Annotated in this window: 17 protein-coding genes and 10 pseudogenes; 13 read left to right on the plus strand and 14 right to left on the minus strand. The window is 61.3% G+C overall.

The genetic code is table 11. The features are described from left to right. The first annotated feature begins 111 nt into the window (after window positions 1–111). Window positions 112–684, plus strand: a complete 573-nt coding sequence (locus tag ACFQT0_RS17475; RefSeq protein ID WP_380204475.1) for a hypothetical protein — start codon at window positions 112–114, stop codon at window positions 682–684. Between the two features lie 119 nt (window positions 685–803). Here the strand turns inward: ACFQT0_RS17475 and ACFQT0_RS17480 are convergent. Next, a pseudogene (locus ACFQT0_RS17480) lies at window positions 804–2,992 on the minus strand (glutamine synthetase III family protein). Between the two features lie 246 nt (window positions 2,993–3,238). Between ACFQT0_RS17480 and ACFQT0_RS17485 the strand changes: the two are divergent. Continuing rightward, a complete protein-coding gene (locus tag ACFQT0_RS17485) occupies window positions 3,239–5,101 on the plus strand; it encodes an LTA synthase family protein (protein ID WP_380204476.1) in 1,863 nt (620 codons plus the stop codon). Between the two features lie 85 nt (window positions 5,102–5,186). Then, on the plus strand, window positions 5,187–6,530 hold the full coding sequence (mtaB, locus tag ACFQT0_RS17490) for a tRNA (N(6)-L-threonylcarbamoyladenosine(37)-C(2))-methylthiotransferase MtaB (protein ID WP_380204477.1): 1,344 nt from the start codon (window positions 5,187–5,189) through the stop codon (window positions 6,528–6,530). Here the strand turns inward: mtaB and ACFQT0_RS17495 are convergent. The 3 genes and pseudogenes from ACFQT0_RS17495 to ACFQT0_RS17505 form a co-directional block, all read right to left on the minus strand. Further along, the gene (locus tag ACFQT0_RS17495; RefSeq protein ID WP_380204478.1) at window positions 6,527–7,366 is read right to left on the minus strand and encodes a hypothetical protein; all 840 of its coding nucleotides are present in this window, start codon (window positions 7,364–7,366) and stop codon (window positions 6,527–6,529) included. The genes mtaB and ACFQT0_RS17495 overlap by 4 nt on opposite strands. Before the next feature lie 96 nt (window positions 7,367–7,462). After that, window positions 7,463–8,098 carry an ABC transporter permease gene (locus ACFQT0_RS17500; RefSeq protein WP_380204479.1) on the minus strand — a complete coding sequence of 212 codons (636 nt, stop codon included), beginning with the start codon at window positions 8,096–8,098 and terminating at the stop codon, window positions 7,463–7,465. 67 nt (window positions 8,099–8,165) lie between these two features. Then, window positions 8,166–8,702: pseudogene (locus ACFQT0_RS17505) on the minus strand (ABC transporter permease); the annotation flags it as partial. A 166-nt stretch (window positions 8,703–8,868) separates the two neighbouring features. Between ACFQT0_RS17505 and ACFQT0_RS17510 the strand changes: the two are divergent. The 3 genes and pseudogenes from ACFQT0_RS17510 (at window position 8,869) to ACFQT0_RS17520 (ending at window position 12,230) form a co-directional block, all read left to right on the plus strand. Next, a pseudogene (locus ACFQT0_RS17510) lies at window positions 8,869–10,147 on the plus strand (asparagine synthetase B). A 335-nt stretch (window positions 10,148–10,482) separates the two neighbouring features. Further along, window positions 10,483–11,472 (plus strand): sugar-binding domain-containing protein, encoded by a 990-nt coding sequence (locus tag ACFQT0_RS17515; RefSeq protein WP_380206064.1) that lies wholly within the window; start codon window positions 10,483–10,485, stop codon window positions 11,470–11,472. After that, window positions 11,469–12,230, plus strand: coding sequence for a glycoside hydrolase family 2 TIM barrel-domain containing protein (locus ACFQT0_RS17520; protein ID WP_380206065.1), 762 nt, complete (start codon window positions 11,469–11,471; stop codon window positions 12,228–12,230). Before ACFQT0_RS17515 ends, ACFQT0_RS17520 begins: the two co-directional genes overlap by 4 nt. Here ACFQT0_RS17520 and ACFQT0_RS17525 read toward each other — a convergent pair. Beyond that, window positions 12,209–12,550, minus strand: a complete 342-nt coding sequence (locus tag ACFQT0_RS17525) for a hypothetical protein (protein ID WP_380204480.1) — start codon at window positions 12,548–12,550, stop codon at window positions 12,209–12,211. The two genes, ACFQT0_RS17520 and ACFQT0_RS17525, sit on opposite strands and share 22 nt — an antisense overlap. Before the next feature lie 189 nt (window positions 12,551–12,739). On the opposite strand from ACFQT0_RS17525, the pseudogene ACFQT0_RS17530 reads away from it, so the two are divergent. Both ACFQT0_RS17530 and ACFQT0_RS17535 read left to right on the plus strand, forming a co-directional pair. After that, window positions 12,740–13,842: pseudogene (locus ACFQT0_RS17530) on the plus strand (Mrp/NBP35 family ATP-binding protein). Continuing rightward, window positions 13,842–14,103: pseudogene (locus ACFQT0_RS17535) on the plus strand (NifU family protein). The pseudogenes ACFQT0_RS17530 and ACFQT0_RS17535 overlap by 1 nt, the downstream one beginning before the upstream one ends. Before the next feature lie 6 nt (window positions 14,104–14,109). Here ACFQT0_RS17535 and ACFQT0_RS17540 read toward each other — a convergent pair. The 4 genes and pseudogenes from ACFQT0_RS17540 to ACFQT0_RS17555 all read right to left on the minus strand — a co-directional run bounded on the left by ACFQT0_RS17540 (window position 14,110) and on the right by ACFQT0_RS17555 (window position 16,070). After that, window positions 14,110–15,003, minus strand: coding sequence for an MATE family efflux transporter (locus ACFQT0_RS17540; RefSeq protein ID WP_380206066.1), 894 nt, complete (start codon window positions 15,001–15,003; stop codon window positions 14,110–14,112). Continuing rightward, window positions 14,925–15,467: pseudogene (locus tag ACFQT0_RS17545) on the minus strand (MATE family efflux transporter); the annotation flags it as partial. The gene ACFQT0_RS17540 and the pseudogene ACFQT0_RS17545, both read right to left, overlap by 79 nt. 5 nt (window positions 15,468–15,472) lie before the next feature. Beyond that, complete coding sequence (locus tag ACFQT0_RS17550) at window positions 15,473–15,778, minus strand: hypothetical protein (protein ID WP_380204481.1); 306 nt, start codon at window positions 15,776–15,778, stop codon at window positions 15,473–15,475. Further along, window positions 15,756–16,070, minus strand: coding sequence for an SET domain-containing protein (locus ACFQT0_RS17555; protein WP_380204482.1), 315 nt, complete (start codon window positions 16,068–16,070; stop codon window positions 15,756–15,758). Before ACFQT0_RS17555 ends, ACFQT0_RS17550 begins: the two co-directional genes overlap by 23 nt. Before the next feature lie 113 nt (window positions 16,071–16,183). Here ACFQT0_RS17555 and fahA point away from each other — a divergent pair. After that, window positions 16,184–17,468, plus strand: a pseudogene (gene fahA / locus ACFQT0_RS17560) (fumarylacetoacetase). Between the two features lie 98 nt (window positions 17,469–17,566). Here the strand turns inward: fahA and miaE are convergent. The 5 genes and pseudogenes from miaE to lpxK all read right to left on the minus strand — a co-directional run. Then, window positions 17,567–18,162, minus strand: a pseudogene (gene miaE, locus ACFQT0_RS17565) (tRNA isopentenyl-2-thiomethyl-A-37 hydroxylase MiaE). A gap of 122 nt (window positions 18,163–18,284) precedes the next feature. Continuing rightward, complete coding sequence (locus ACFQT0_RS17570; protein ID WP_380204483.1) at window positions 18,285–18,485, minus strand: putative porin; 201 nt, start codon at window positions 18,483–18,485, stop codon at window positions 18,285–18,287. Next, the gene (locus tag ACFQT0_RS17575) at window positions 18,397–18,918 is read right to left on the minus strand and encodes a putative porin (protein WP_380206067.1); all 522 of its coding nucleotides are present in this window, start codon (window positions 18,916–18,918) and stop codon (window positions 18,397–18,399) included. Before ACFQT0_RS17575 ends, ACFQT0_RS17570 begins: the two co-directional genes overlap by 89 nt. Window positions 18,919–18,976: 58 nt before the next feature. Continuing rightward, window positions 18,977–19,549 (minus strand): putative porin, encoded by a 573-nt coding sequence (locus tag ACFQT0_RS17580; protein ID WP_380204484.1) that lies wholly within the window; start codon window positions 19,547–19,549, stop codon window positions 18,977–18,979. After that, a pseudogene (lpxK, locus tag ACFQT0_RS17585) lies at window positions 19,479–21,305 on the minus strand (tetraacyldisaccharide 4'-kinase); the annotation flags it as partial. The pseudogene lpxK and the gene ACFQT0_RS17580, both read right to left, overlap by 71 nt. Window positions 21,306–21,499: 194 nt before the next feature. Between lpxK and ACFQT0_RS17590 the strand changes: the two are divergent. The 4 genes and pseudogenes from ACFQT0_RS17590 to ACFQT0_RS17605 all read left to right on the plus strand — a co-directional run bounded on the left by ACFQT0_RS17590 (window position 21,500) and on the right by ACFQT0_RS17605 (window position 24,168). After that, complete coding sequence (locus tag ACFQT0_RS17590) at window positions 21,500–22,201, plus strand: uracil-DNA glycosylase family protein (protein WP_380204485.1); 702 nt, start codon at window positions 21,500–21,502, stop codon at window positions 22,199–22,201. A gap of 202 nt (window positions 22,202–22,403) precedes the next feature. Beyond that, a pseudogene (locus tag ACFQT0_RS17595) lies at window positions 22,404–22,619 on the plus strand (Nif3-like dinuclear metal center hexameric protein); the annotation flags it as partial. A gap of 92 nt (window positions 22,620–22,711) precedes the next feature. Further along, complete coding sequence (locus ACFQT0_RS17600; RefSeq protein ID WP_380204486.1) at window positions 22,712–23,416, plus strand: Nif3-like dinuclear metal center hexameric protein; 705 nt, start codon at window positions 22,712–22,714, stop codon at window positions 23,414–23,416. A 101-nt stretch (window positions 23,417–23,517) separates the two neighbouring features. Continuing rightward, the gene (locus ACFQT0_RS17605) at window positions 23,518–24,168 is read left to right on the plus strand and encodes a zinc ribbon domain-containing protein (protein ID WP_380204487.1); all 651 of its coding nucleotides are present in this window, start codon (window positions 23,518–23,520) and stop codon (window positions 24,166–24,168) included. The last annotated feature ends 31 nt before the right edge of the window (window positions 24,169–24,199 follow it).

The raw sequence follows: 24,199 nt of genomic DNA on the forward strand, positions 1-24,199 counted from the left end.
TAGTAATATCGAGCGCAAAAGCGGACTCAAGGCCAACTGTTGAGATTAACCCTATCAATAGCCGGCACGTTCCTTTGCAGACCCATTTATGCCGTTTTTGGCTATCCCAAAATGAAAAAACCCAGCTTTATTCCAACCCTGATTGGCGCTGCCCGCTTCACGGGCCTGGCCGCCTGGCAAACCGGCCGCTTGTTTCGGCAGCTGGCCGCCCGCGCCCTCGACAGCGTGCAGGACGTGCTCCGGGCCGAGGTGGAAAAAGGCAACCTCCGGCTGGTGGCCGATTTCCTGGCCGACAAAGCCGTGCCCGCCGTGCGGGTGATGCTGGTGGAGCAAATGACGGTGCGGCTGCTCGTGCGGCTGGGCCTGCGCGGAGCCCTGGCTTCCAACGTGGTGGGCTGGGTGCTGCCCTTCGTAATCGAGAAGCTGATTGCCACAGGCCACAAAAGCGGCTTGTTTGACAAGCTCAAGGCCAATGCCACCGTCAGCGAGTCGCTGGACCGGCTCGACGAGCTGCGCCGGGCCACCTGGAAGATGCTGGTACCCGACCCCGGTACCAGCGCCGAAGTGCTTGACGACGAGAACGCCACGCCGCGGCTGCCCTTACTGCTTGCCGCGCCCGCTGCGGCCACGCCCAAGCGCCCACAAAGCCCCAAAAAGCCATCAGTTGGCAAGATAAAGCCGTAAGCGGCTTCCGCAATCGTTTGCGGCGCTTTACCAAAAAAGGCACCTCACGGAGGCACCTCTTTTAAAACCGGGGCGCGGCGAGAATTCCCACCCAACACCGGACCCGATTCCGTCCCTAGTTACCGGCTGAACAATAGTTCGCGATACTTTACCAGGGGCCAGTCCTCGTCGGCCACCATCTGCTCCAGCTTGTCAACGGCGCGGCGGATGGGGTCGAATTTCGGTTTTACTTCCTCGCAGTAGGCCAGGGCCAGCGCCCGGGCATCTGCGATTTTGTTTGCTTGTTTACGCGCCTCCGTCATGGCGTCGGCGTTGGTTTTAATGGTCGTTACGTGGCGGGAAATGGCCTTAATCATTTCCACAGTTACCTGGCTGTGCTCGCCGTCGAGGCCAATCTCGCGCAGGCCGCGCACATTGTCCACCAGTTTGGTCTGGTAGGAGAGCGCAGTGGGAATTACGTGATTAATTGCCAAATCTCCTAATACGCGGCTCTCAATCTGGATTTTTTCTGGTAATCCTCGAGCAAAATCTCGTGGCGGGCGTGCAGCTCTACTTCAGTGAAGATGCCGTGGCGGGCAAACAGCTCGGCGGCGTCTTCGCGCACCAGCGCGTCGAGGGCCAGCGGCGTGGTCGCAATGTTGTTGAGGCCGCGCTTTTCGGCTTCCTGCTTCCACTCGTCCGAGTAGCCGTTGCCTTCGAAGCGGATGGCTTTCGAGCCGATAACGTACTCGCGCAGCACTTCCACAATGGCCACTTCCTTCTTCTTGCCCTGGTCAATGAGCGCATCCACGGACTGCTTGAAGTCAATCAGCTGGTCGGCGACAATAGTGTTGAGCACAGTCATGGCCGAGGAGCAGTTGGCCGAAGAGCCCACGGCGCGGAATTCGAACTTGTTGCCGGTGAAGGCGAAGGGCGACGTCCGGTTGCGGTCGGTGTTGTCGAGCAGAATGGCCGGAATCTTATCGATGCCGAGCTTGAGGTAGATGTTGTCGCCTTTGTCGAGCGGCAGCTTGGCGGTGCGCTCCAGCTCGTCGAGCACCGAGTCCAGCATCGAGCCCAGGAACACGGACATGATGGCGGGCGGGGCTTCGTTGGCGCCGAGGCGGTGGTCGTTCGAAGCCGAAGCGATGCTGGCGCGCAGCAAGTCGGCGTAGCGGTGCACGGCCTGAATGGTGGTGATGAGGAAGGCCAGGAACTGCAGGTTCTCCTTGGGCCGGCGGCCCGGCGCGAGCAGGTTTACGCCGGTGTCGGTGCTCATTGCCCAGTTGTTGTGCTTGCCGCTGCCGTTTACGCCGGCGTAAGGCTTCTCGTGCAGCAGCACCTTGAAGTTGTGGCGCTCGGCCACGCGGTCCATCACGTCCATCAACAGCTGGTTGTGGTCGATGGCCAAGTTGGCGTCCTCAAATGTCGGGGCACACTCAAACTGGTTGGGGGCCACCTCGTTGTGACGGGTACGCAGGGGAATACCGAGCAGGTTGGCTTCCTCCTCAAACTCGAGCATGAAACCGTGCACGCGGGCCGGAATTGAGCCAAAATAATGGTCGTCCAGCTGCTGGCCTTTGGCCGGGGAGTGACCGAATACGGTCCGGCCGGTCATCACCAGGTCGGGCCGGGCATCGTACAACGCCTTGTCTACCAGGAAGTACTCCTGCTCGATGCCGAGCGTGGTGTTTACCCGGGTAACGTCTTTGTCAAAATACTGGCAAACCTCCAAAGCGGCCTTTTCCAGTACGGCCAGCGACTTCAGCAGCGGGGCTTTGTAGTCGAGGGCCTCACCAGTGTACGCCACGAAAATGGTGGGGATGCAGAGAGTCTTCGCGCCCACCGTTTCGATGATGAAAGCGGGTGACGTGGGGTCCCAGGCCGTGTAGCCGCGGGCCTCAAACGTGTTGCGGATGCCGCCGTTGGGGAACGACGACGCATCGGGCTCCTGCTGAACTAGCGCCGAGCCCTTGAAATTTTCAATCGGACGACCGTCGGAATTCAGGTCGAAGAAAGAGTCGTGCTTTTCGGCGGTTGAGCCGGTGAGCGGCTGAAACCAGTGCGTGTAGTGGGTAGCACCCTTGGCCATGGCCCAGGTTTTCATGGCCGAAGCCACGGCATCGGCCACGTTGTGCTCCACGGTAGCGCCCTGCTTGATGGCGCCTTGCAGCTTCTTGAAGTAATCACCGGGCATGGTGGCCCGCATGGCTTCCAGGTTGAACACGTTTTGACCAAAGCTGTCGGAACGACGCGGGGCCGCCGGCACCACGGTAATGGGCTGGCGCTGGTTGACGAGTTCTAAGGCTTTGAAGCGGAGAATTGCCATGGATTTGTAACCTGACTAGGGTAAATGGTAGCGATTGGGTTGCTATTATGAAGGCAAAGATAAAACAGGATTCACTTTTTAGCTCAACCCACCTGAAAATTAAAGGTCATGTTTCAGAAAATGGTAACTTTTGGGAAACACACCCCTTCAAACACCACCCTTGTTTCAATAATTGTCAGAAATAACAAAACATAGCTGAGCTTGCTATATTCTCAGCCGGTTTGGCTGGCAGGTTATCTTTGCAGCGTGAAAAACCGCTTTGCGTTTCAGGCACGCTACTTTGTCTTCTGGCTGTTCTTTTTTGGGCTGGCGCGTGCCCTTTTCCTGGGATACCACCACGTAGCTGCAGCTAAGCTTTCGGCTTCTACCCTGCTCGCCACTTTCGGATATGGCTTGCGCCTGGATGCTTCCGCGGCCGCTTACGTGAGCATCGTTCCCTTTTTGCTTTTGCTAGTAGCCAGCCTGCTGCCGAGGTTGCCCTTGAGCCGCCTGATTGGCGCTTATACGATTGGTATGGGCGCGTTTTTGGCCCTGCTGATTACAGCCGACCTGGAGCTGTACCGCACCTGGGGCTTCCGGCTCGACGATACCCCGCTGCAATACCTGACCTCTCCCAAAGAAATGGCGGCTTCGGCGGGCACCGCCCCCATTTTGTTGCTGCTGGCGCTGTTTACGGTGCTGGCGGCGGGCGGCTGGGGGCTCTACCGGGTAGTAGTCGGGCAGCTGGCGCCGGTGCCGGCGTGGTTTGGGCGTGGAAGGGCGGCGGTGGCTGCCTTATTATACGCGGCCCTGCTGGTAGTGCCCCTGCGCGGCGGCACCCAGCAGATACCGGTAAACCAGAGCGACGTGTATTTCTCGCGCACGGCCTTTGCCAACCACGCCGCCATCAACGCCCCATGGAATTTGATGAGTGCCCTGGTGCAGCGCTCGCGCGAGTTGGCCCCACCGCCGTTTATGCCCGACAGTACGGCTCGGCGGCTGGTGGCCGGCCTGTACCCCGGCGCGGTGGGCGCTCCGGTCACGCTCTCTTCCACGGCTTCCTTGCTCAACGAGGCCCGGCCCAACGTGCTGTTTATTATTCTGGAAAGCTTCACCTCGAAGCTGGTGGGCAGCGTGGGCGGCGAGCGCGGCGTTACGCCCACGCTGGATAGCCTGGCTCGCACAGGCATCGTCTTTACCGATATCTACGCGGCCGGCGACCGCAGCCAGAAAGGGCTGGTGGCGCTACTCTCGGGCTACCCCAACCAGCCTACCACCAGCATCATCAAGTTTCCGCGCAAAAACGAGGCCCTGCCGCACCTCTGCCGCCCACTTTCGGCAGCAGGGTACAGTTCGCACTATTACTATGGAGGCGAGCTGGCGTTTGCCAACATGAAGAGCTACGTGCAGACGGCCGGCTACGAGCAAATCACGGAGCGCGGGGATTTTTCCATGACGGAGCAGAACTCGAAGTGGGGCGCCCACGACGGTGCCCTGTTCAACCGCATCCAGGCGGATTTGAAGCAGCAGCGGCAGCCGTTTTTTGTCACGGCCTTTACCCTGAGCAGCCACGAGCCCTTCGAGGTACCCATGAAGCCCCGGTTCCCCGGCCCCACCGAGGAGGACCTGTTCCGCAGCTCAATTTATTACACCGATTATACGCTGGGCCGCTTTCTAAAGGAAGCCCAGAAACAGCCCTGGTACGCACACACGCTGCTGGTGCTGGTAGCCGACCACGGCCACCGCCTGCCGGGCCACTCCTCTAACCAAAGCCCGGACAAATTTCGCATTCCCCTAATACTGGCCGGGGGCGCCCTGCGCCCGGAAGCCCGCGGCCGGGTGGTGAGCACCATCGGCTCGCAAACCGATGTGGCCGCCACCCTGCTCCGCCAGCTCAACTTGCCCGCCGGCAACTTTCCATGGAGCCGCGACCTGCTGGCCCCCAATCCGGTTCCCTTCGCCTACTACTGCTTTAATAACGGGTTTGGAACCGTCTCGCCGGCTGGCTCCGTGACGTTTGACAACGTGAGCCAGCAAGTCTGGGACCGCGGCGCCAACGTGCCTGATGCTCAAATCAAGCTGGGCAAGGCCATGCAGCAAGTCTCCTTGGAAGACTTTGCCCGGAAGTAAGGAAAGAGGCTGTTAACGGTAGGCTTTATCTCTTCAGCCCACCAGTACTTGGTTGCTGACCTACCGCACGCCCTCGTGCTTACCTTTGTGGCGCTATGCCTACCCCCAATCCGTTGCTTTTTATACCCTCGGCTGCAAGCTGAACTTCTCCGAAACCTCGGCCATTGGCCGTCAGTTTGAGGAAAAGGGTTTTGAGAAAATCCCCTTCGAAGCCGGCGCCGATTTATACGTCATCAATACCTGCTCCGTCACCGACCACGCCGACCGCAAGTGCCGGAAGGTGGTGCAGCAGGCCCTGAAGCACAATCCCGAGGCGTTTGTGGCCATTGTGGGCTGCTACGCTCAGCTCAAGCCCCAGGAAATTGCTACCATTCCCGGCGTGAGCGCCGTGCTGGGCGCGGCCGAGAAGTTTCAGCTGGTTGAGATACTGGCCGATTTCAAGAAGCCTGCTGCCGGGCAGCCCGGGCAGGTTCACGCCTCGCCCATCTCTGAAGCCACCGAGTTTCACGCCGCGCATTCGTACGGCGACCGCACCCGCACCTTCCTCAAGGTGCAGGACGGCTGCGACTATTCCTGCTCATTCTGCACCATTCCGCTGGCCCGTGGGGGCAGCCGCTCGGGCAGCATTGCCAGCGTGGTAGAGCGGGTAGAAAAGCTGGCCGAAACCGGCGTTAAGGAAATTGTACTCACGGGCGTGAACCTCGGCGACTTCGGCCTGCAGGGCCCCGAGCGCGAGCGGCGCGAAGACTTCACCCAACTGGTGAAGGCGCTGGACGGCGTGACCGGCATCCGCCGTTTCCGCATCAGCAGCTGCGAGCCCAACCTACTCACCGACGAAATTCTGGACACCGTGGCGGCTTCGGCGCGCTTCATGCCGCACTTCCACATCCCGCTGCAAAGCGGTTCGGATAAGATTCTGGGGCTGATGCGCCGCCGTTACCGCCGGGCGCTGTACGCCAGCCGGGTAGCCCGCATCAAGGAGTTGATGCCGCACGCCTGCATCGGCGTCGATGTGATTGTGGGCTTTCCCGGCGAGACCGATGCCGATTTTCTCGACACCTACAACTTCCTGAACGAGCTGCCCATCAGCTACCTGCACGTGTTCCCGTATTCGGAGCGGCCCGACACGCTGGCGCCTACCCTACCCGGCCGGGTGCAGGACCGGGTGCGGCACGAGCGCACCACGCAGCTGCGGAGCTTATCGGAGAAGAAAAAGCGGTTTTTCTACGAGCAGCACCTAGGCCTGGAAACCGACGTACTGTTTGAGGACGACGTCACCGACGGCCGCATGGAAGGCTTCACGCCCAACTACATCCGGGTAGCCGCCAAGTACGACCCCCTGCTGGTTGGCGAAATGAAGTACCTGCGGCTGACCGGCGTGAATGCCATCGGCCTGATGGAAGCCGAAGAAATGGGCGTATTGGCCTAAACCATCGATTGCCGGGCCATGGCCAGCATTTCGCGCAGCATTTGCTGCTGCTCGAGCAAGTGCTGGTTGCGCATTTCCGATAGGGCCAGTTGGTGCTGCAAGTGCTGGGCGTGGAGCGCAGCCGCTACGTAGATTTCCGGCGTTGGCCCGGCAGCCGGCGCTGCCGCATATACAGGCGGCATTACCGCCTGGGCGCTGTTTATGGCAGGTTGGGCAGTAGCCGGAACCGGCTCGGAAGGAGCCGACGCTGGAGCTGAAGGGGCCGTTTCCGTCATTGCAGAAGCTGGCGGAGTTGGAGACGCTTGCGAAAACTGAGGCTCTGCCGCAGCCACGGGGACGGCGGGAGCATCGGCTACGGCTAATGCAGCGGGAGCTTCTAGAGCGGCAACTGGCGTTGGAGGAGTAGCTCGGATGGGCTGGTTGGCTGCGGCCGCCAAGGCTAAAGTGGCGGCAATTTCGGCGGGCTGCAGGCGGGTGCCGGCCACGCCCGGTCCCGAGCGCCGGTGAGGCGGCACCTCTATCTCCTCAAAATCGGGTGGAGCCGAGGGCAATTCCGGAGCGGGAACGGCCGCTTGCTCCACAGGCTTTGGTGCTAATTCCCCTCCTACCAGCATGGGCCCGCGACCGAGCAGCAGCCAGTCTCTTGAGACATTTGGGTATACCTCAAAAACCCGGCAGAGAAGGTCATACCCGGGTTTGTTGCGCCCGTCTATCAGGTGCTGCACCACGCTGGCCGTCTTGCCCAACGATATGGCAAAGCTGTTTTTCGTTAAGCCAAACTGCTGAATGAGTTGGGCAAAGCGTTGGTCGATGGGAACAGGAACGGGGGCAGCCATGGCATTTGCACAAATGAGTAATGAGCAAATGTATAGCGCAGCCGCGTATCTACCGCACCCAGGCACGGTAGAACCTTCCACAATCAGCTCAGGAAGCTACTCGTAGCGCAGTGAATCGATGGGGTCCAGCGCGGCCGCTTTGCTGGCGGGGTAATAGCCCGAAGCCAGCCCCACTCCTACGCAGATTACCAGCCCCACAATTATCCAAAGCCACGGCACCAGAAAGGAGCCCGAGCCCACAAACCGGGCCACGCCATTGCCGCCGAGAATGCCGAGCACGATGCCCAGCGTGCCGCCGAGCAGGCAAATCACAATGGCTTCGATGAGGAACTGCTGACGGATTTGGGCGGCGGTGGCTCCCAGCGCTTTCCGGATGCCGATTTCGCGGGTGCGCTCCGTCACCGATACCAGCATGATGTTCATGAGGGCAATGCTGGCCCCGAGCAGCGTGATGAAGGCCATGATGCTGCCGCCGGCCTTCACCTTGCCCGAAATCGAATTCAGGTCGTTGGCCAGCGATTCGCTGCTTTCCACCACGAAGCTGTCTTCCTGGCCCAGTTTGTCGTGGCGCACGGCCCGCATCACGCCGGTGGCCTGGCCAATCAGGAAGTTGAGCGTGCCCTGCTGGTCGGTGGCGGTTTTGATGTCGTAGGTGAGGGCGCGCTGCCGGGGCAGCTGGTTGCCGGTTTCCAGCGGCAGCAGGGCCAGGCGGTCGGCGCCGCCACCGCCCATCGAGCCTGCCGCTTTTCTCCAGCAGGCCCACTATCAAAAAGCGCCGCCCCATGGCCGACACGTACTGGCCCACCGGGCTCTGCTTGGGAAACAGCTTGAGCCGGATTTCTTCCCCTACTATCATCACGTTGGCCCCGCTGTTGAGCTCGGCCTGCGAAAAGGTGCGACCGTTGGCCAGGTTGTAGCCCTGGATTTTCAGGTAATTCTCGTCGCCGGCCACCACTTGCATGTTGGGGTTGGTTTTGATGCCGTTGGCCTTCATCTCGACGGCTCCGGCCACGAACGCCGAGACGCCCACCTGGGCATCGTCGCCCATGGCCTGCTTGTACTGCTTGGCCTGCAGATAGTTTACCGGGGCGTACTGCTTGGCCTGCACGCCGCCGCGCCGCCCGCGGTTGCTGTAGCCCTTGGCGTGGATGTCAAAGGAATTGGCCCCGAGGCTGGCGAAGGTTTCGGACAGCGAGTTTTTCATCGCGTCGATGCCGGTGAGGATGCCCACCAGCGCAAACAGCCCGATGCTCAGGATGAGGGCCGTGAGGATGGTGCGCAGCAGATTGGCGCGGATGGAGCGAAAAGCTTCGCGGACGTTCTCAAAAGGACTCATTTGCAGAAATGGTTGGGGTGAGCGGGCGCATAAACGGAGGCGGGAGCAGCCAGGCCTGAACTTTGGTGCTACAACCTACGCCGCCAAAGTTCGGCGGCCGGCGCTTAACTTGAACCACCCGCACCGCAACCTCGTTGCTTCGATGCGTTTCTTTTGCTAAAAAATTATGCTGCTCAAGCGTTTTCTGCTCTTCCTGCTCTGGGTTGTGGCCGGGGTAGCCGCCCCGCTGGCCGCCCGCGCCAACCACGTGTTCATCCCCATGGACAACACCCAGAAAGAGGCCTTGAAGGCTTACGGCGTGGCCTTCTGGCTGCTCCAGCGCGAAGTGCCCGTCGACTGGCTGCTCAACTACCGGGGCGGCTCTTTTGCCTTCGAAAGCACCGCAGGAGCCGAAAATGAGCTGGCCGTGCGCGGCGTCACATTCCAGGTTATCAGCGAGGCCCAGTACACCAGCATTCTCCAGGAAATAGCCGACCCCAACGCCAACATGGATGTGATGAAGCTGGAGAAAGTGCCCAAAATCGCGGTGTACACCCCCAAAGGCAAGCAGCCCTGGGACGACGCCGTGACCATGGTGCTGGCTTATGCCGAAATCCCCTACACCCAGCTCTACGACGACGAAGTGCTGGCCGGCCAGCTCCCCAAATACGACTGGCTGCACCTGCACCACGAAGACTTCACGGGGCAGTACGGCAAGTTTTACGCCACCTACCGCAACTACCCCTGGTACCAGCAGCAGGTGCGCGACGCCGAAGCCGCGGCCAAGCGCAACGGCTTCAATAAGGTGAGCCAGATGAAAGGCACAGTGGCCTCCAAAATGCAGGAATTCATCGCCGGCGGCGGGTTTCTGTTCGCCATGTGCTCGGCCACGGATAGCTACGACATCGCCCTGGCCGGCCTGGGCATCGACATGGTGGAAAGCATGTACGACGGCGACCCGGCCGACCCGGCTGCTCAATCCAAGCTCAACTTCAACCGCTGCCTGGCCTTCGAAAACTTCCAGGCTCGAGCGCAATCCGTTTCAGTACGAATACTCCAACATCGACATGCAGCCCGGCGAGCGCGGCCTGGGCGAGCAGAACGACTACTTCTCGCTCTTCACCTTCTCGGCCAAGTACGACCCAGTGCCCACCATGCTCTGCCAGAACCACGAGAAAACCATTCACGGCTTTATGGGCCAAACCACGGCCTTCCGCAAGCGCCTCATCAAGTCCGATGTGGTGGTGATGGGCGACACCAAGCAAACCGGCGAGGCGCGCTACGTGCACGGCACCCTGGGCAAAGGCACTTGGACCTTCTATGGCGGCCACGACCCCGAAGACTACCAGCACCTCGTGGGCGAAGACCCCACCGATTTGGCCCTGCACCCCAATTCGCCCGGCTACCGCCTGATACTGAACAACATTCTGTTTCCCGCGGCCAAGAAGAAGAAGCAAAAAACCTAAGCAGGACTGATAGCCTCCTGGCATTGGCTCAACTTCCTTTCAAATGCCCCGATTGTTGCAGTCGGGGCTTTTTTATGGGCAGCGCCGCCCAAATGCGGGTTTTGGGCCAGCAGGGCGGCCCTCAACAAATTGGCTTGAGCGCGTGCCTGCATCATTCTAAGAGCTCCGGACGTTAATGGCACTTAGGTTCGGCTTTCTTGGGAAGTTCACGGCCTCAATTCTGTATAGCCCCGCATGGAAGACGCGCATTCCCCTAATTACTCGCTCTCGTTTAGCTCCCCCGAAGAGGCCCCGACCGACGAAACGGCCAACCCCTGCCCCGGGCCGTGCTGCGCATGAACAACTTTGTGCTGCTCGACGGCCAGTGGCGTTTCGACCATGACGAAGCCGATGTGGGCCTGCGCGACGATTGGGCTTTGGGCCACACCTACGAGCACACCGCGCAATGGCCGGGGTCGGTAGAAGAGCACCTGGCTCAGGCCCGGGGCCAGCAGGGCATTGCCAAGTGGCAGGACCAGATAGTGGGGTGGTACGAGCGCGAATTCAACTTGCCCGAAGTGGCCGAGCCCCAATCCCGGTCCATGCTCCAGCTCACATTTGGCGCCTGCGGCTACGAAACCCGGGTGTGGCTCAACGGACAGCTGCTCAAAACGATAGAGGGCGAAACCGTGCACTACGGCGAGTACACCTCCTTCACTTATGAGCTGGAGGAGGCGCAGTTGCACCTCGTGAACCGCCTCACTGTGCGCATTGCCGACAACATGGACGCCGAAACCACCCGCGGCAAGCAGGAATCGCACGTGTACAAGCGCGGCGGCATCTGGTACCAAACCTACACCGGCGCCGTGCGCAGCGTGTGGCTCGAAGTAGTAGAGCGCAACCGCCTGCGCTCGCGCGTGGGCGTGGTGAGCGTGGTTGAAGACCAGCTGGTGCGCTTCAACCTGACCCTGCGCATTCACGACGCGGGCCAGTACATCATCCGCCTGCGGGTGTTCGACCCCAAAACCCCGAACCGGGAAACTCCTTTGGCTCAATCAGATTTCCCTCTGCACCTCGAGGCCGGCCAATGGCAGCAGCGCGTGGTGCTGGAAGTGCCGGGCGCCGAGCGTGGTCGCCGGAAGCGCCGAACCGGTACCGGCTGGTGGCTCAACTTATCGACGCCCAGGGCTACCCTTCGCAAATCGAAACCCTGTTTGGGCTGCGCAAAATCGAAGCCCGAGGCCGCTACGTGTACCTCAACAACCACTCGACTTACCTCGACGGCATACTGTACCAGCCCGGGCAGGCCACCTACGAGGAAATGCAGCGCCACATGCACGCCATGAAAGCGCTGGGCTGCAACCTGGTGCGGGTGCACATTGCCGGCATCGACCCGCGCATCTACAACCTCGCCGATGAGCTGGGTTTGCTGCTGTGGGTGGAAGTGCCCAGCCCGCACAGCTCAACGCCCCGCAGCCGCGAAAACCACCGCGCCGAGCTCCTGCGCCTGGTTACGCTCAGCGAAACGCACCCGTCTATCATCATCTGGAGCTTATACAACGAAGACTGGGGCGCGCAGGACATTGCCACCAACCCCGAAACCCGCAAGTACATTGTGGACACCTACCACTTCATGCAGATTGCCTATCCGCAGTTTCTGGTAGTCGACAACGACGGCTGGCACCACATTTCCTACACCGGCCGCCTGAAGTCGGACCTGCTCACGGCCCACCTCTACACCCCCGACCTCGACCGCTGGAAGGAGCTGCTCGACCGCCTGGTGGGTGGCGAGATGGAAGGCACGGCCGCGTTTCCGCTGGTGGTGGGCGACCCGTTCTTTTACCGCCACCAGGTGCCGCTGATTGTGAGCGAATGGGGCGGCTTCGGCTTTTCGGACTACGGCGGGCCGCAGGACGCCGAGGCCCGCACCAACAGCATCCGGGCCTTCAAGCAGGAATTGCGTCGCCGGCCCATTGCCGGCGACGTGTACACCCAGGCCACCAACATCGAGGACGAGCGCAACGGCCTGATAGACCCGCACACCGGCGCCCTGAGCGTGCCCGAGGGCCTGCTGGCGTCGCGTCAGATGGAGTTCCTGAAATAGTCCCGGCCAGTCGGGCGCTGCCTAGAACCGGCGGGCGCGCCGGGGGCCGCCAGCGTAGCCGTAATGCTCCAGCCGGATGCAACGGCTGCAGTATTGTTGGCATTGAGCTGGGTCAGTACCTTGCCGGTCACGGTGCTCGTCACCGAGCATTGCCGCACCATGATGCGCGACATTTCGATGTGGTGGCGGGGCGCGGGCACCTTGGCAGCTCCCGGCACCACCAGCTCAAAAATTACTAATTCCTCAGGCTCTTCGCTACAGTTGGGTAGACAGTTGAATTCGAAGTTGCCAGTATTTTGTATTTTGTCAATGTTTTGCATAAGAAAGACAAAGGAAATTCCAAGTAGAATAAGCGGAGCACGATGAGTTCGTAAATATTGCTCACGTTATCGGATTTATTGCTACTGAGGCTTTTAGTTCATAAACATGGCAATTTAACTAGGTCTGAACCTGCCCGCCGCTTCCCGGGTTATCTTTGCACCGCGCCATGTCCCGGCGCTTTGCCTAATATGACCATATCCAAAGAAGCCGTTCTTAAAGCGCTGAGCTACGTGGAAGAGCCCGACCTGGGCCAGGACCTCGTGACGCTCAACATGATTGAGAACATTGAGATTGACGGCCTCACCGTGGCCTTTACCGTGGTGCTCACCACGCCCGCCTGCCCGCTCAAGCAGCTGATTCACGATGCCTGCGAGCGGGCCATTCATACCATGGTGGCCAAGGATGCCAACGTGGTGATTACCATGACCTCGCGCGTGACCACCCTGCGCAACAACCGCGGCGACCTGCTGCCCGGCGTGAAGAACATCATCGCCATTGCCTCGGGCAAGGGCGGCGTGGGCAAAAGCACCGTGACGGCCAACCTGGCCGTGGCCCTGGCCGCCACCGGCGCCAAAGTGGGCCTGGTCGACGCCGACATTTCGGGGCCCAGCATGCCCACCATGTTCGGCGTGGAAAACGAGGCCCCGCACGTGTTTCAGGGACCGAACGGCAAAAACCTCATCCGGCCCATCGAGAAATATGGCGTAAAGCTGATGAGCATTGGCTTTCTGGCCCCGGCCGAATCGGCCATTGTGTGGCGCGGCCCCATGGCTTCGTCGGCGCTCAAGCAGTTTATTACCGAAGTAGACTGGGGCGAGCTTGACTACCTGCTGCTTGACCTGCCCCCGGCACTTCCGACATTCACCTCACGCTGGTGCAGACGGTGCCCGTGACCGGCGCCGTGATTGTGACCACGCCGCAAAAAGTCGCGCTGGCCGATGCCCAGAAAGGCCTGCAGATGTTCCGCCAGCCCCAAATCAACGTGCCGGTGCTGGGCGTGGTAGAAAACATGGCTTGGTTTACCCCGGCCGAGCTGCCCGACAACAAGTACTTTATTTTTGGCGAAGGCGGCGGCCAGCGCCTGGCCGCGCAGCACGACGTGCCGCTGTTGGGGCAGCTGCCGCTGGTGCAAAGCATCCGCGAGAATGGCGACCAGGGCCAGCCGGCCGTGCTGGACCCCGAGTCCGCCGTCGGCCGCCTGTTTGCCGACCTGGCCGAGTCTGTGGCCCGGCAGGTGAGTATTCGAAACAACGTGGCCCCCAAAACGGCCGTCGTGCAAATGAATCCCTAATGTCCGTGGAACTCCCAACCTCTGCCCCGGTTTTCGACCACCCCCTGATGCCCCGCATCGAGGCGGCCTTGGACACGCTGCGCCCCTACCTGGCCACCGACGGCGGCAACGTGCGCGTGGCCAACATCACTCCCGAAGGCGTGCTCCAGCCAGTGGGAAGGCGCCTGCGGCGCCTGCCCCATGTCGACCATGACCCGCGCCGGCCTGGAAGACACCGTAAAGAAAGCCGTGCCCGAAATCACTGCAGTGGAGGCTCGATAACACCCTCTATTGTAATATCTGCCACTGCCCCCGCCGGAGGTAGCGCCAGCTCAGGCCACCGAGCAGGGCCCAGTAGCCCAGCTCGGTGGCCCACACGGCTGCCAGCGGCCAGCCCAGCCGCACGGCGCCCCAGGCCGCCAGCAGGTAGGCACTGGTAGCGCCCAGCTCCATGCCCAGCGAGCGGTCGGCCCCGCCCACCCCTACCACGGCATGGCTCCACATGGTGCTGGCCGAAAACGTGAGCAACAGCGCCGCCAGTAGCTGCAGCAAGGGCCTCGTGGCCGCTACCAGGGCCGGCTCGTCGCTGAAGCCGCCCGCTACCTGCAAAGGAACAGCTACCAGCACCAGCACCGGGCCCAGGCCCAGCCCAACCGCCAGCAACGCCGCCCGGCGCACGGTGGGCAATACCGCCGCCTGCCGGCCCTGCCCCACGTACCGGCTGACGATGGTTTGCAGGGCTGCTGCCAGGGCCAGCGCGGGCAAGCTGGCGAACGTATAGAGGCTGCGAACAATATTGGAAACGGCCAGGGCCCGCACGCCCAGCCGGGCCACCAGCACAAAAACAGCAGCCGCCTGCTCACTTCCACCACCTGCTTCAGGACTACAGGGCCCGCAAAGCGCAGCACGCGCCGCGCGGCCCGGCGGTGCCAGCCCCAGTTGCGCAGCCAGCCCGCCAGCAAGGGTTGAGCCGGCCAGAGCAGCCCCGCGAGCAGCACGGCAAACCCCACACTTTCTGAAAGCACGGTGGCCCAGGCTGCGCCCACCACGCCCAGCCGGGGCGCCCCCAACCCGCCCAATATCCAGGCGTAAGAGCCCACTACGTTGGCGATGGTGATACCCAAGGCGCTCCACGGCAGCAGGCGCGTTTGCCCCAGCCCGGTGTAAAGCCCCACCAGCCACAGCCAGGCATAGCTGGCCGGCACAGCCAACGCCACCACGCGCAGATAGGCCGCTACCTGCCCCGCCACCGCCGCAGCGGGCACCAGCGCCGTGCTAATCGCCGGGGCCAGCAGCCAGAGCAGGCCGCCCAGTGCCCCGCCCAGGGCCAGGGTGAGATTTCCGGCGGCGATAAACTGTCGGCGGGCGGCTGCTACCCGGCCCTGGGCCAGGCGCCGGGCCACCAGAATTTGTACGCTCAGCCCCAGCCCGGCGCCTACCGTGGTCATCAGGTAAAACAGAAGCCCACCCATGCCCATGGCTGCCAGCGGGCCCTCGCCAAGCCGGCCCACGAGCAGCGAGTCGGTGAGGTAAATGACGCTTTGAGTGAGGCTGCCGAGCAGGACCGGGCCCGCCACCCGCAACAACGTGCCATAGGAAGCCCCGCGATTGGGGTTTCTGGCCGGTTGAGCGGACGCGCGTTTCATGGTTTCTACGGCTTATTGAGGTGGCAATAGCAGTTCAGAATTGAATCCATGGGAGCCTGGCCCGCCGCCACGGCCAGCACCCGGTCCCGGTGCTCGGGGGCCAGCAGGTGCAGCAGCGGCTGCGCTACGTTGTTAAAATGCGCGAAGGCCTCCAGAAGCTGGGCGTCCCATTCGGGGTGGAAGTTGAGCAGGTCGTCGGGCAGCACCTGCGTGCGGGTGCAGCCGGGTTCGGGCACGCAGGCAAAGGGCTCGGTGGGGTTGAGGTAGCCGTAGTCGTCGGTGAGCTCCTCACCGGGGTGGATGTCGCGCACGGCCAGGCTCGCAGTCGTAGGCGGTGCTCATGCAGCTGGAACGGAAGCTGTGGTTCACAAATCGGGCGTGGTCGCCGCACAACACATAGTCGCCGTTGTGGTCGCGGTAGCAGTATTTATCCAGAAACACCTTCTGAAGCGGGTCCATCTTTTCGAAGCTTTCAGGCGCGATTATCTGGTCGAGCGAATCGAAGGTCCAAGTAATCGTCCCCTTCGGAATCAGCTTGGTGGCCACCACGCCAAAGCCGATTTCCGGGCTGATGAACCGCAATTCGGTGTCGGGGTGAATCATGCGAGCGGGCAGGAATAGGAAGCGGCAAGGTTCGAAAAAATAGGCGCCCAACCAAGCTGAACAACGTAGTAGAAGCCCCTGCCCTACTTTTGCCGCGCACCCACCCTTACTCCATGGCCACCTCGCCGAACTCGCCCACCCTCCGCTCCTGGATTGACATTCCGCCCGGCAACGACTTTCCCATTCAAAACCTGCCCTTCGGGGTGTTCGAATCCGAAACCCATGGCCCCCGGCTGGGCGTAGCCATCGGCCGCTACGTGCTCGACCTGTACGCGGCCAGCCAGTACGGCTTTTTCGAGGATTTGACGGAGTTGGGCGACGCGCAGCCTAAGGTATTCCGGCGCCGCTCGCTCAACGCGTTTTTGCGCCTGGGCCGGCCGGCGTGGCGCGCCGTACGCCAGCGCGTGAGCGAGCTGCTCCGCCACGACGCGCCCGAGCTGCGCGACCACGAAGACGCCGTGCGCGACTGCCTCCTGCGCCAAACCGACGTGCGCATGCTGCGCCCCGTGAAGCCCCGGAACTACACCGATTTCTACAGCAGCATCGAGCACGCCACCAACGTGGGCACCATGTTCCGGGACCCGGCCAACGCCCTGCTGCCCAACTGGCGCTACCTGCCCATCGGCTACCACGGCCGCACCAGCAGCATCGTGGTATCGGGTACCAACATCAAGCGGCCCAACGGCCAGCGCAAAGCCCCCGACGAAGCCGCGCCCACCTTCGGCCCCAGCCGCCACTCGATTTTGAGCTGGAAATGGCCTTCGTGGTAGGAACAGGCACCGAGCTCGGCACCACCGTGCCCATTGCCGAAGCCGAAGACCACATTTTTGGTTTGTGCCTGTTCAACGACTGGAGCGCCCGCGACATCCAAAGCTGGGAATACGTGCCGCTAGGCCCTTTCTGGGCAAGAACTTTGGCAGCAGCGTAGCGCCCTGGGTGGTCACGCTCGATGCCCTGGAGCCGTTCCGCATTGCCGGCCCGGAGCAGGAGCCCACGCCTCTGCCTTACCTTGACCAGGCCGGTGAGCACAACTTCGACGTGAACCTGGAAGTAGCCCTCGCGCCCGCCGATGGCCCCGAAACTACCGTCAGCCGCGCCAACTTTGGCCTGATGTACTGGAGCATGGCCCAGCAGCTCACCCACCACGCCTCCAACGGCTGCAACCTGGAAGCGGGCGACCTCTACGCGTCCGGCACCATCAGCGGCCCCACGCCCGACTCGCTGGGCTCGATGCTGGAGCTGGCTTGGCGCGGCACGCGCCCCCTGCATCTGCCCGACGGCTCCGAGCGCAAATTCCTGCTCGACGGCGACACCGTCATCATGCGCGGCTACGCCGAAAAGGAAGGCATCCGCATCGGTTTCGGCGAAGTGCGCGGCACAATTCTTCCTGCCGATTAGCGCGCGAAGTGCCGCAAAGTTTAAAAAGGAAGTCTCGCTAAGTCGATGTTGATTCTGACTTAGCGAGACTTCCCTCAAAACTTTGCGCAACCTTGCGCTTAGTGGATTCGGTCGTTACGCACGGGCAGATTCGTCACGATTTCGCCTTCGATTTTCAGCAGTTCCTGCAGCCGCTCTTCTACCAGTTTCGGGTCGCAGTATTCCTTGGCTAAATCCACGTAGCTCACGAAATGCGCGGCTTCGGAAACCATTAATTCGTAATAGAATTTACTTAGTTCGGCATCGGCAATATTTTGCCAGAGCAATTTAAAACGCTCGCAGGCGCGCGCTTCAATTAAGGCCGAAACCAGGAGCTGGTCCATGAGTGGCGCTCGCGGGCGCCGCCCTTGCGCACGTGGGCCAACAGCTGCACTACGTAATCGTCTTTACGCGGCCGGCCCAGCTGAAAACCGCGTTTACGCAGTTCCAGCAGCACCCGCTCGAAGTGGCTCCACTCCTCGGCCACGAGGTCGGTGAGTTCGTCCACGAGGCGGGTTTTCTCCGGGTAATGGATAATCATGCTGATGCCGGTGCTGGCGGCTTTTTGCTCGCACCAGGCGTGGTCCACCAAAATATCTTCGATGTTTTTACCGGCAATATCTACCCAGCGCGGGTCGGTATTCAGCTTTAATTTCAGGATGGTTTTTTCCTTCATTTTCTAATTCCTAATTAAAGAAATCCCACCGTACGCCTAATTGAAAACGCCGCGGATAACCCGTGTAATACGGGTGGTGTAATACCCATTATAAAGTAACCCTTGGTTGACATAAGCCGCTTTCAAAAGAAGCTAACCGACTTGATATCGGCCGAAAAGAATACGTCAACTACCGGATAATTCCGGATGGTGAAATTGTCCTGCTGATAAAACTGCTGCGTGCTGGGGCTGTAATTAAATGCGCGGAAGCGCGACTGGTAATACATCTCGGCGCCGACCTGGCTTAATAATGCCTTGCGGAAAATGTAGCCCTCGTAAAACACCCGCGAATTGGTAACCAACAGGGATTCGGAGGCCTTCCACGTCGGCGCCTTTGGTGTACGTGGCCTGGTTGTCAAAATTGAGCCGGCCCACGCGCACCTGATGCCGGGCTCTGGCAATCTGAATATTGCGCGCCGTAGTTACCTGGGCTGGCACGCCCAGCGTGTTGTAGTACACCAGGTTGGCGATGTTGACGGCGCTCACGCTGGCTTCGAAATGCTGCCCGGTGAGGCTGCCCAGGCTGGGCAGTTTCAGGCGGAGGCGCCCGGTGAGCTGGGTGGTGTTGGTGTTGCTGAACTCGCTGCTGGTGCCGGGCAGGTGGTGCCATTCGTAGTGGTTGCCCACAAATTCCTGCTGGGTGAGCGTGGGCGAATACGAGCGCGCAGCGCCCCAGCCGACAGCGGACCGGTGCGAATAGAGGCGCGCAACCAGTATTCGGGGTAGTTGGTGTAGGTGGAGCCCAGCGACAAGGCGTGAATTTCACCGGCGGTTTCTACCGCGTAAATGGTGCGGTAATTAAACGCGGCCGTGCCCCCAAAAACACTTCGTTGAAATTGCGCCGGGGCGCGGCCCGCCTCAGCGGCAGGTTGGCCGGCAGCGAGGACGAATCGAGCCGCTGGCTGGTGAGCGAGGCAATGCGGTCGCGGGCGTAGAGGCGGTATTCCACGGCGTTGGTGCGGCCGAGCACGCCCACCGTATTTTCGATTTGGCGGAATTCGGCCCGGTCGAGGGTGGCGTTGACGTTGCGCACCGGCGTGTTGGGATAAAACAGGAAGTTGCCGTTTTCGAGCCGATTCAGAGCCAGGTCGGAGTAGCTGTTGTACTGGCGCCTAGCGTCGAAGGTGTGGTACACCGTGAGCCCGCGGCCGAGCAGGCGGTAGGTTTGGGTGAAGTAAAGCTCGTCGCGGGCTTCGTTGTTGGCCGCTTTGGTGAGGTATGCCTGCTCCCGGCCATAGTTGAATAATTCGCTCGGCTCCAGGGTGTCGCTGGCTGGTCGTATCCCCCTGCTCGATGGCCCGATGGCGCACGTTGCTGAAATTAAACAGCAGATGGTACCGCTCGTCATCGGTTTGGTAGCGGCCAAAAAGCAATAGGTTGGAATGCTCCACTAAGCCATCGCGGGAGCCGGTGGCAGCCAGAATTTTATTGGAGGCAATGCGCTCGTAAGCCAGACCCACGCTGAAGTTCTTCTTGAGGCTGCGGCTGTAGCTGATTTCAAAAACCTGCTCGCCGGTGCCCGACTGCACCACCCGGAAAAACGAGTAGGGCGAGCGCGAATCGTAATACGGCACCTTGGCGGCATCGCGGGCGTATTTGTCGAATGCATTGCGCCCAAAACGCGCCCCCAGCTGCAGATTGGGCTGGTACAGCAGCGGGCGCGAGGCCGTGCCGATGGCCCCCAAATCCTGCTGAAAAGTGGTGTCGTGAAACCAAAACCGCGCCTGGGGCCAGCGGGTAAGCGTGGTATCCAGAGGCGTGCCCGAGGTGGAGTCGCGCAACACCTCGGCCTCGTAGATAATGCGTGTGGTTTTGGGGCCGTACAGGACTTTGGTAGAGTCGTCGAGCACCTGGGCCCGGGCCGAAGTTGCGCTTAGCATGCTCAGCAGCATGAGCAGTCCGAACAGGGGCCGCAGCACTGGCCACGCCAATAAATATCCTCGTTGTTGAGCCTTCAAGCAGGTAACCAATACGCCATGCTCCAGAGGAAACACGGCTGAGCCTAAGTAAAAATCAGTTTCCGGATGCAGGGGCGCCGGGCAGCAGCGGCGCAGGGCCGCGCCCCCATCGCCCAGAAACGCCACCCGCACCGGAATGGTATACAATGCCAACCCCGCCCGTGCAGCGCCCAACTCGGGCGCCAGCAGGCGGGTAGCATCTTTTTCCGTCGTAAAAATAGGCCAGCCCGGCTGCCAATGCGCACGCAAGGCCTGCAGGTCAGCGGGCTGGAAGGCATGGTGGTCGGGGAAAACCGCGTGGTGCTGAATGGTGTAGCCCTCGCTTTCGAGGTGTTCCCGCAACGGCCCAGGCTGCGCAATACCCGTGAGCAGCAGCGCCGATTTCCGGCCCGGCTCGGGCACCTTCAGGGCCACCGGCTCAGCGGCAACAGCCTCCTGTTCCGCCGTTAAGGGCTGCGGCTCGGCATAGGCATAAGCCGAGAAAAGCACCGGCACGGCCGGCCGGGCATACCGGCGGATACGCTGCGTCACCGCGGCCTGGGCGGCGGCCGACAAATCGGGTGGGCATTTGGTTACGATAACTACATCGGCCCGTTGAGCCCCGCGGCAGCTTTCGCGCAGGCGGCCGGCGGGCAGCACCTGGTCGTCGTAAAAAGGCCGCGCCAGCTCCGTGAGCAGCACATTAAGCGAGGGCCGGACGGCGCGGTGCTGGTAGGCATCATCGAGCACGATGACGGTTACCTCGGGGTGCGTTTGCAGCAAAAGCGCAACCCCAAGGCGGCGTTTTTCGGCCACGGCCACGGGCATGTGTTGGGCTGAAAACTGCTGATAGTATTGCCACGGCTCGTCACCCACGGTGGCGGCCGAATCTGTAGGCCCAGCCAGGCGCGGGCCCTTGGTGCGCCGGCCGTAGCCCCGGCTCAATATGGCGGGGCGGTGGCCCTGGCGCAGCAGCTCTTCGACTAGCCACGCCACGTGGGGAGTCTTGCCAGTGCCGCCCACCCGCAGGTTTCCCACGTTGAGCAAAGGCACAGCGAACGTTTCGGATTTCTTCCAGCCTGCGTCGTAGAGCCAGTTGCGCACCGCCAGTACGGCGGCGTACAGCCAGGAAAATGGCAACAGCAAAAAAGCCAACAGGGACTGCATACGGGCGCGAAGTGCCAAAGCAAGGGCCCGTAAAAGTACGGCTCAGGTCCGGCCAGCTGCACAAAGCCGCTCCGAGGCGGTTGCTTTCCATCTACTCGTCTGCTCCATGAACGCAGCCATTGACTTCCTGACATTCCTCCTAAACCTATACTCCTGGCCCGCACTTTCCTGATTAGCACGCCATTCCATTGCCCATGCCTCATTTTGCCGACCGCCTTTATGACTTCCTCACCACCTTTCCCCTGCCCGCCACACTGCCGGATGGCGTAGCCGCGCTCAGTCCCTTCCGCGAGCCGGAGGTGCAGGAGCTGCTGCAGCGCTTCGGAGCAAAATTTTATGCCGACCACCAGCCCCGCGTGGCCGTCCTGGGCATCAACCCCGGCCGGCTGGGTATGGGCCGCACCGGCGTCGCCTTCACCGACCCGGCCGCGCTAGCCGAATTTTGCGGTATAGAGCATGATTTACCCCGCCAGCGGCCGGAGTTGTCCACGCAATTCATCTACCAGGTGGTGGCCGCGCTGGGTGGCCCGCGTGCTTTCTACCAACACTTTTACCTGGGCTCCATCTACCCGCTGGTGCTCCTGCGCGAGGGGCTCAACTACAATTACTACGACTCGCCGGCCTTAACTAAAGCCTTGTGGGGCGACATGCAACTGTCTTTGCGCCAGCAGGTGGAGCTACTGGGCCTGCGAACCGATGTGGTGGTGAGCCTGGGCAAGCGCAATGGCACCTACCTGCAGCGGCTCAACGACGAACTGGGGCTGTTTGACCGCATCGTTACCCTCGACCACCCGCGCTATCTGATGCAGTACCGCCGCCGCGACCTGGCTACCAACGTTGCCCGATACGTGGAAGAGCTGGGCAGCCTGCTGGAGTTTAGCAATAACAAATTGTAAACAAAAAAGTCAATCCAGCATTGAATCTACCGATATTTGTGAATTTTTGCATCAATTAACAATCAAATACCAATATTGATTGTTAAATTAATAACATGCCTACTGTACAAGACCTTGCCCGCCTTTTGGAAGCCGCGGCTCCCTCGCCTATCAGGAAAGCTACGACAACGCGGGCCTGCAATGCGGCGACCCGCAAGCCCAGATAAAAGGCGTTTTGATTGCCCTCGACTGCACGCCGGCCGTCGTTTTTGAGGCTTTGCGGCGTGGCTGCAACGTGGTGGTGTGCCATCATCCGGTCATCTTCCGGCCGCTCAAGCGCCTCACCGGCGCCAGCGAAGTAGAGCAAACCATCATCGCGGCACTCAAAAACGACGTGGCCATCTACGCCGCCCACACCAACCTCGACAACGTGCGCGGCGGCGTAAACGACAAGCTCGCCGAGAAATTGGGCCTCAAGAATACCCGCGTGCTGGCCCCCAGAGCGGCACCCTGGCCCGCCTCATCACCTACGTGCCCCACCGCCCCGAAGACCAGCAGGCGAATCTGGCCGGCACTGTCCTGGCGGCGCTGTTTGCCGCCGGCGCGGGCCACGTGGGCCAGTACTCCGACTGCAGTTATCAGATGGCCGGCACCGGCACGTTCACGCCCGGCGCTGGTACCCAGCCCGTTATTGGCTCCCGGTACCAGCATGCTTCCATTCCCGAGCTGCGGGTGGAAGTGCTGCTGCCCTTGCACCGGCAGGCGGCGGTACTGCGGGCCTTGCGTGAGGCCCATCCCTACGAGGAAGTGGCCTACGAGCTGATTAAACTGGAAAACACCCACCAGGAAGTGGGCGCCGGCTTGGTTGGCGAGTTGGCTACGGGCATGGCCCCCAAGGCCTTCCGGGCCATGCTGAAAGAGCAGTTGCGGGTGCCGCTGGTGCGCTTCACATCTTATGAGCAGGAAATAAAAACCGTGGCCATTTGCGGCGGCGCGGGCGCCTTTCTCATTGGGGCGGCCCGGGCGGCCAACGCCGACGCCTACGTGACCGGCGACGTGAAATACCACGAGTTTTTTGGGGCCGAAGGGCAGCTCATGCTCTGCGACGTGGGTCATTTCGAGAGCGAACAGTTCACCGGGGAGGTGTTCAGAGATTTGCTAACGGCCGGATTTGGACGTACTTTTGCGGTCTTAATCGCCGAAACCCCTACGAACCCCGTTCAGTATGACTGCTAAAAGTGCCGCCGTGGCCCCCGCCGACGTTCCCGTAGCCGCCAAGCTCGAAGCCCTGCTCACCCTGCAGCATCTCGACTCGCAGGCTCGATGAAATCCGGCGCGTGCGCGGCGATTTGCCCGAGGAAGTCCGGGATTTGGAAGACGAAATTGCTGGCTACGAAGTGCGCGTCAAGAAATTTGACGAAGAAATTCAGGGTCTGAACGACTTCATCAAGAGCCGCAAGCAGGCCAGCAAAGACGCCGAGTCGCTCATTAAAAAGTACGACGAGCAGCAGCAGAACGTGCGCAACAACCGCGAGTTCGAAGCCATTGCCAAGGAAATTGAGCTGCAGCGCCTGGAAATCCAGATTGCCGACAAGAAAATCAAAGAGTCGCAGTACCAGATTGACGTGAAAAACGCCGAAATCAGCGGTACCAAATCGAAGCTGGAAGAGCGTCGCAAAGACCTTGAGAACAAAAAAGGCGAGCTGGAAACCATCGTTTCCGAGAACGAGGAAGAAGAGCGCGGCATCATGGCCCAGCGCGAGGAAGCCACCAAGCCGGTGGAAGACCGCCTACTGACGGCCTACACCCGCATCCGCGGCAACGTGCGCAACGGCCTGGCCGTGGTGCTGGTGCGGCGCGATGCCTGCGGCGGCTGCTTCAACACGGTGCCCCCGCAGCGCCAGGCCGACATTATCTCCCACAAGAAAATCATCGTGTGCGAGCACTGCGGCCGTATCCTGGCCGACGTGGAAGCCCGCGCAGTTTAAGCAGCGCTTTTGGACCATCCAAAAATCTGAT

Source organism: Hymenobacter humi (assembly GCF_042665855.1).
Taxonomy (GTDB): domain Bacteria; phylum Bacteroidota; class Bacteroidia; order Cytophagales; family Hymenobacteraceae; genus Hymenobacter; species Hymenobacter humi.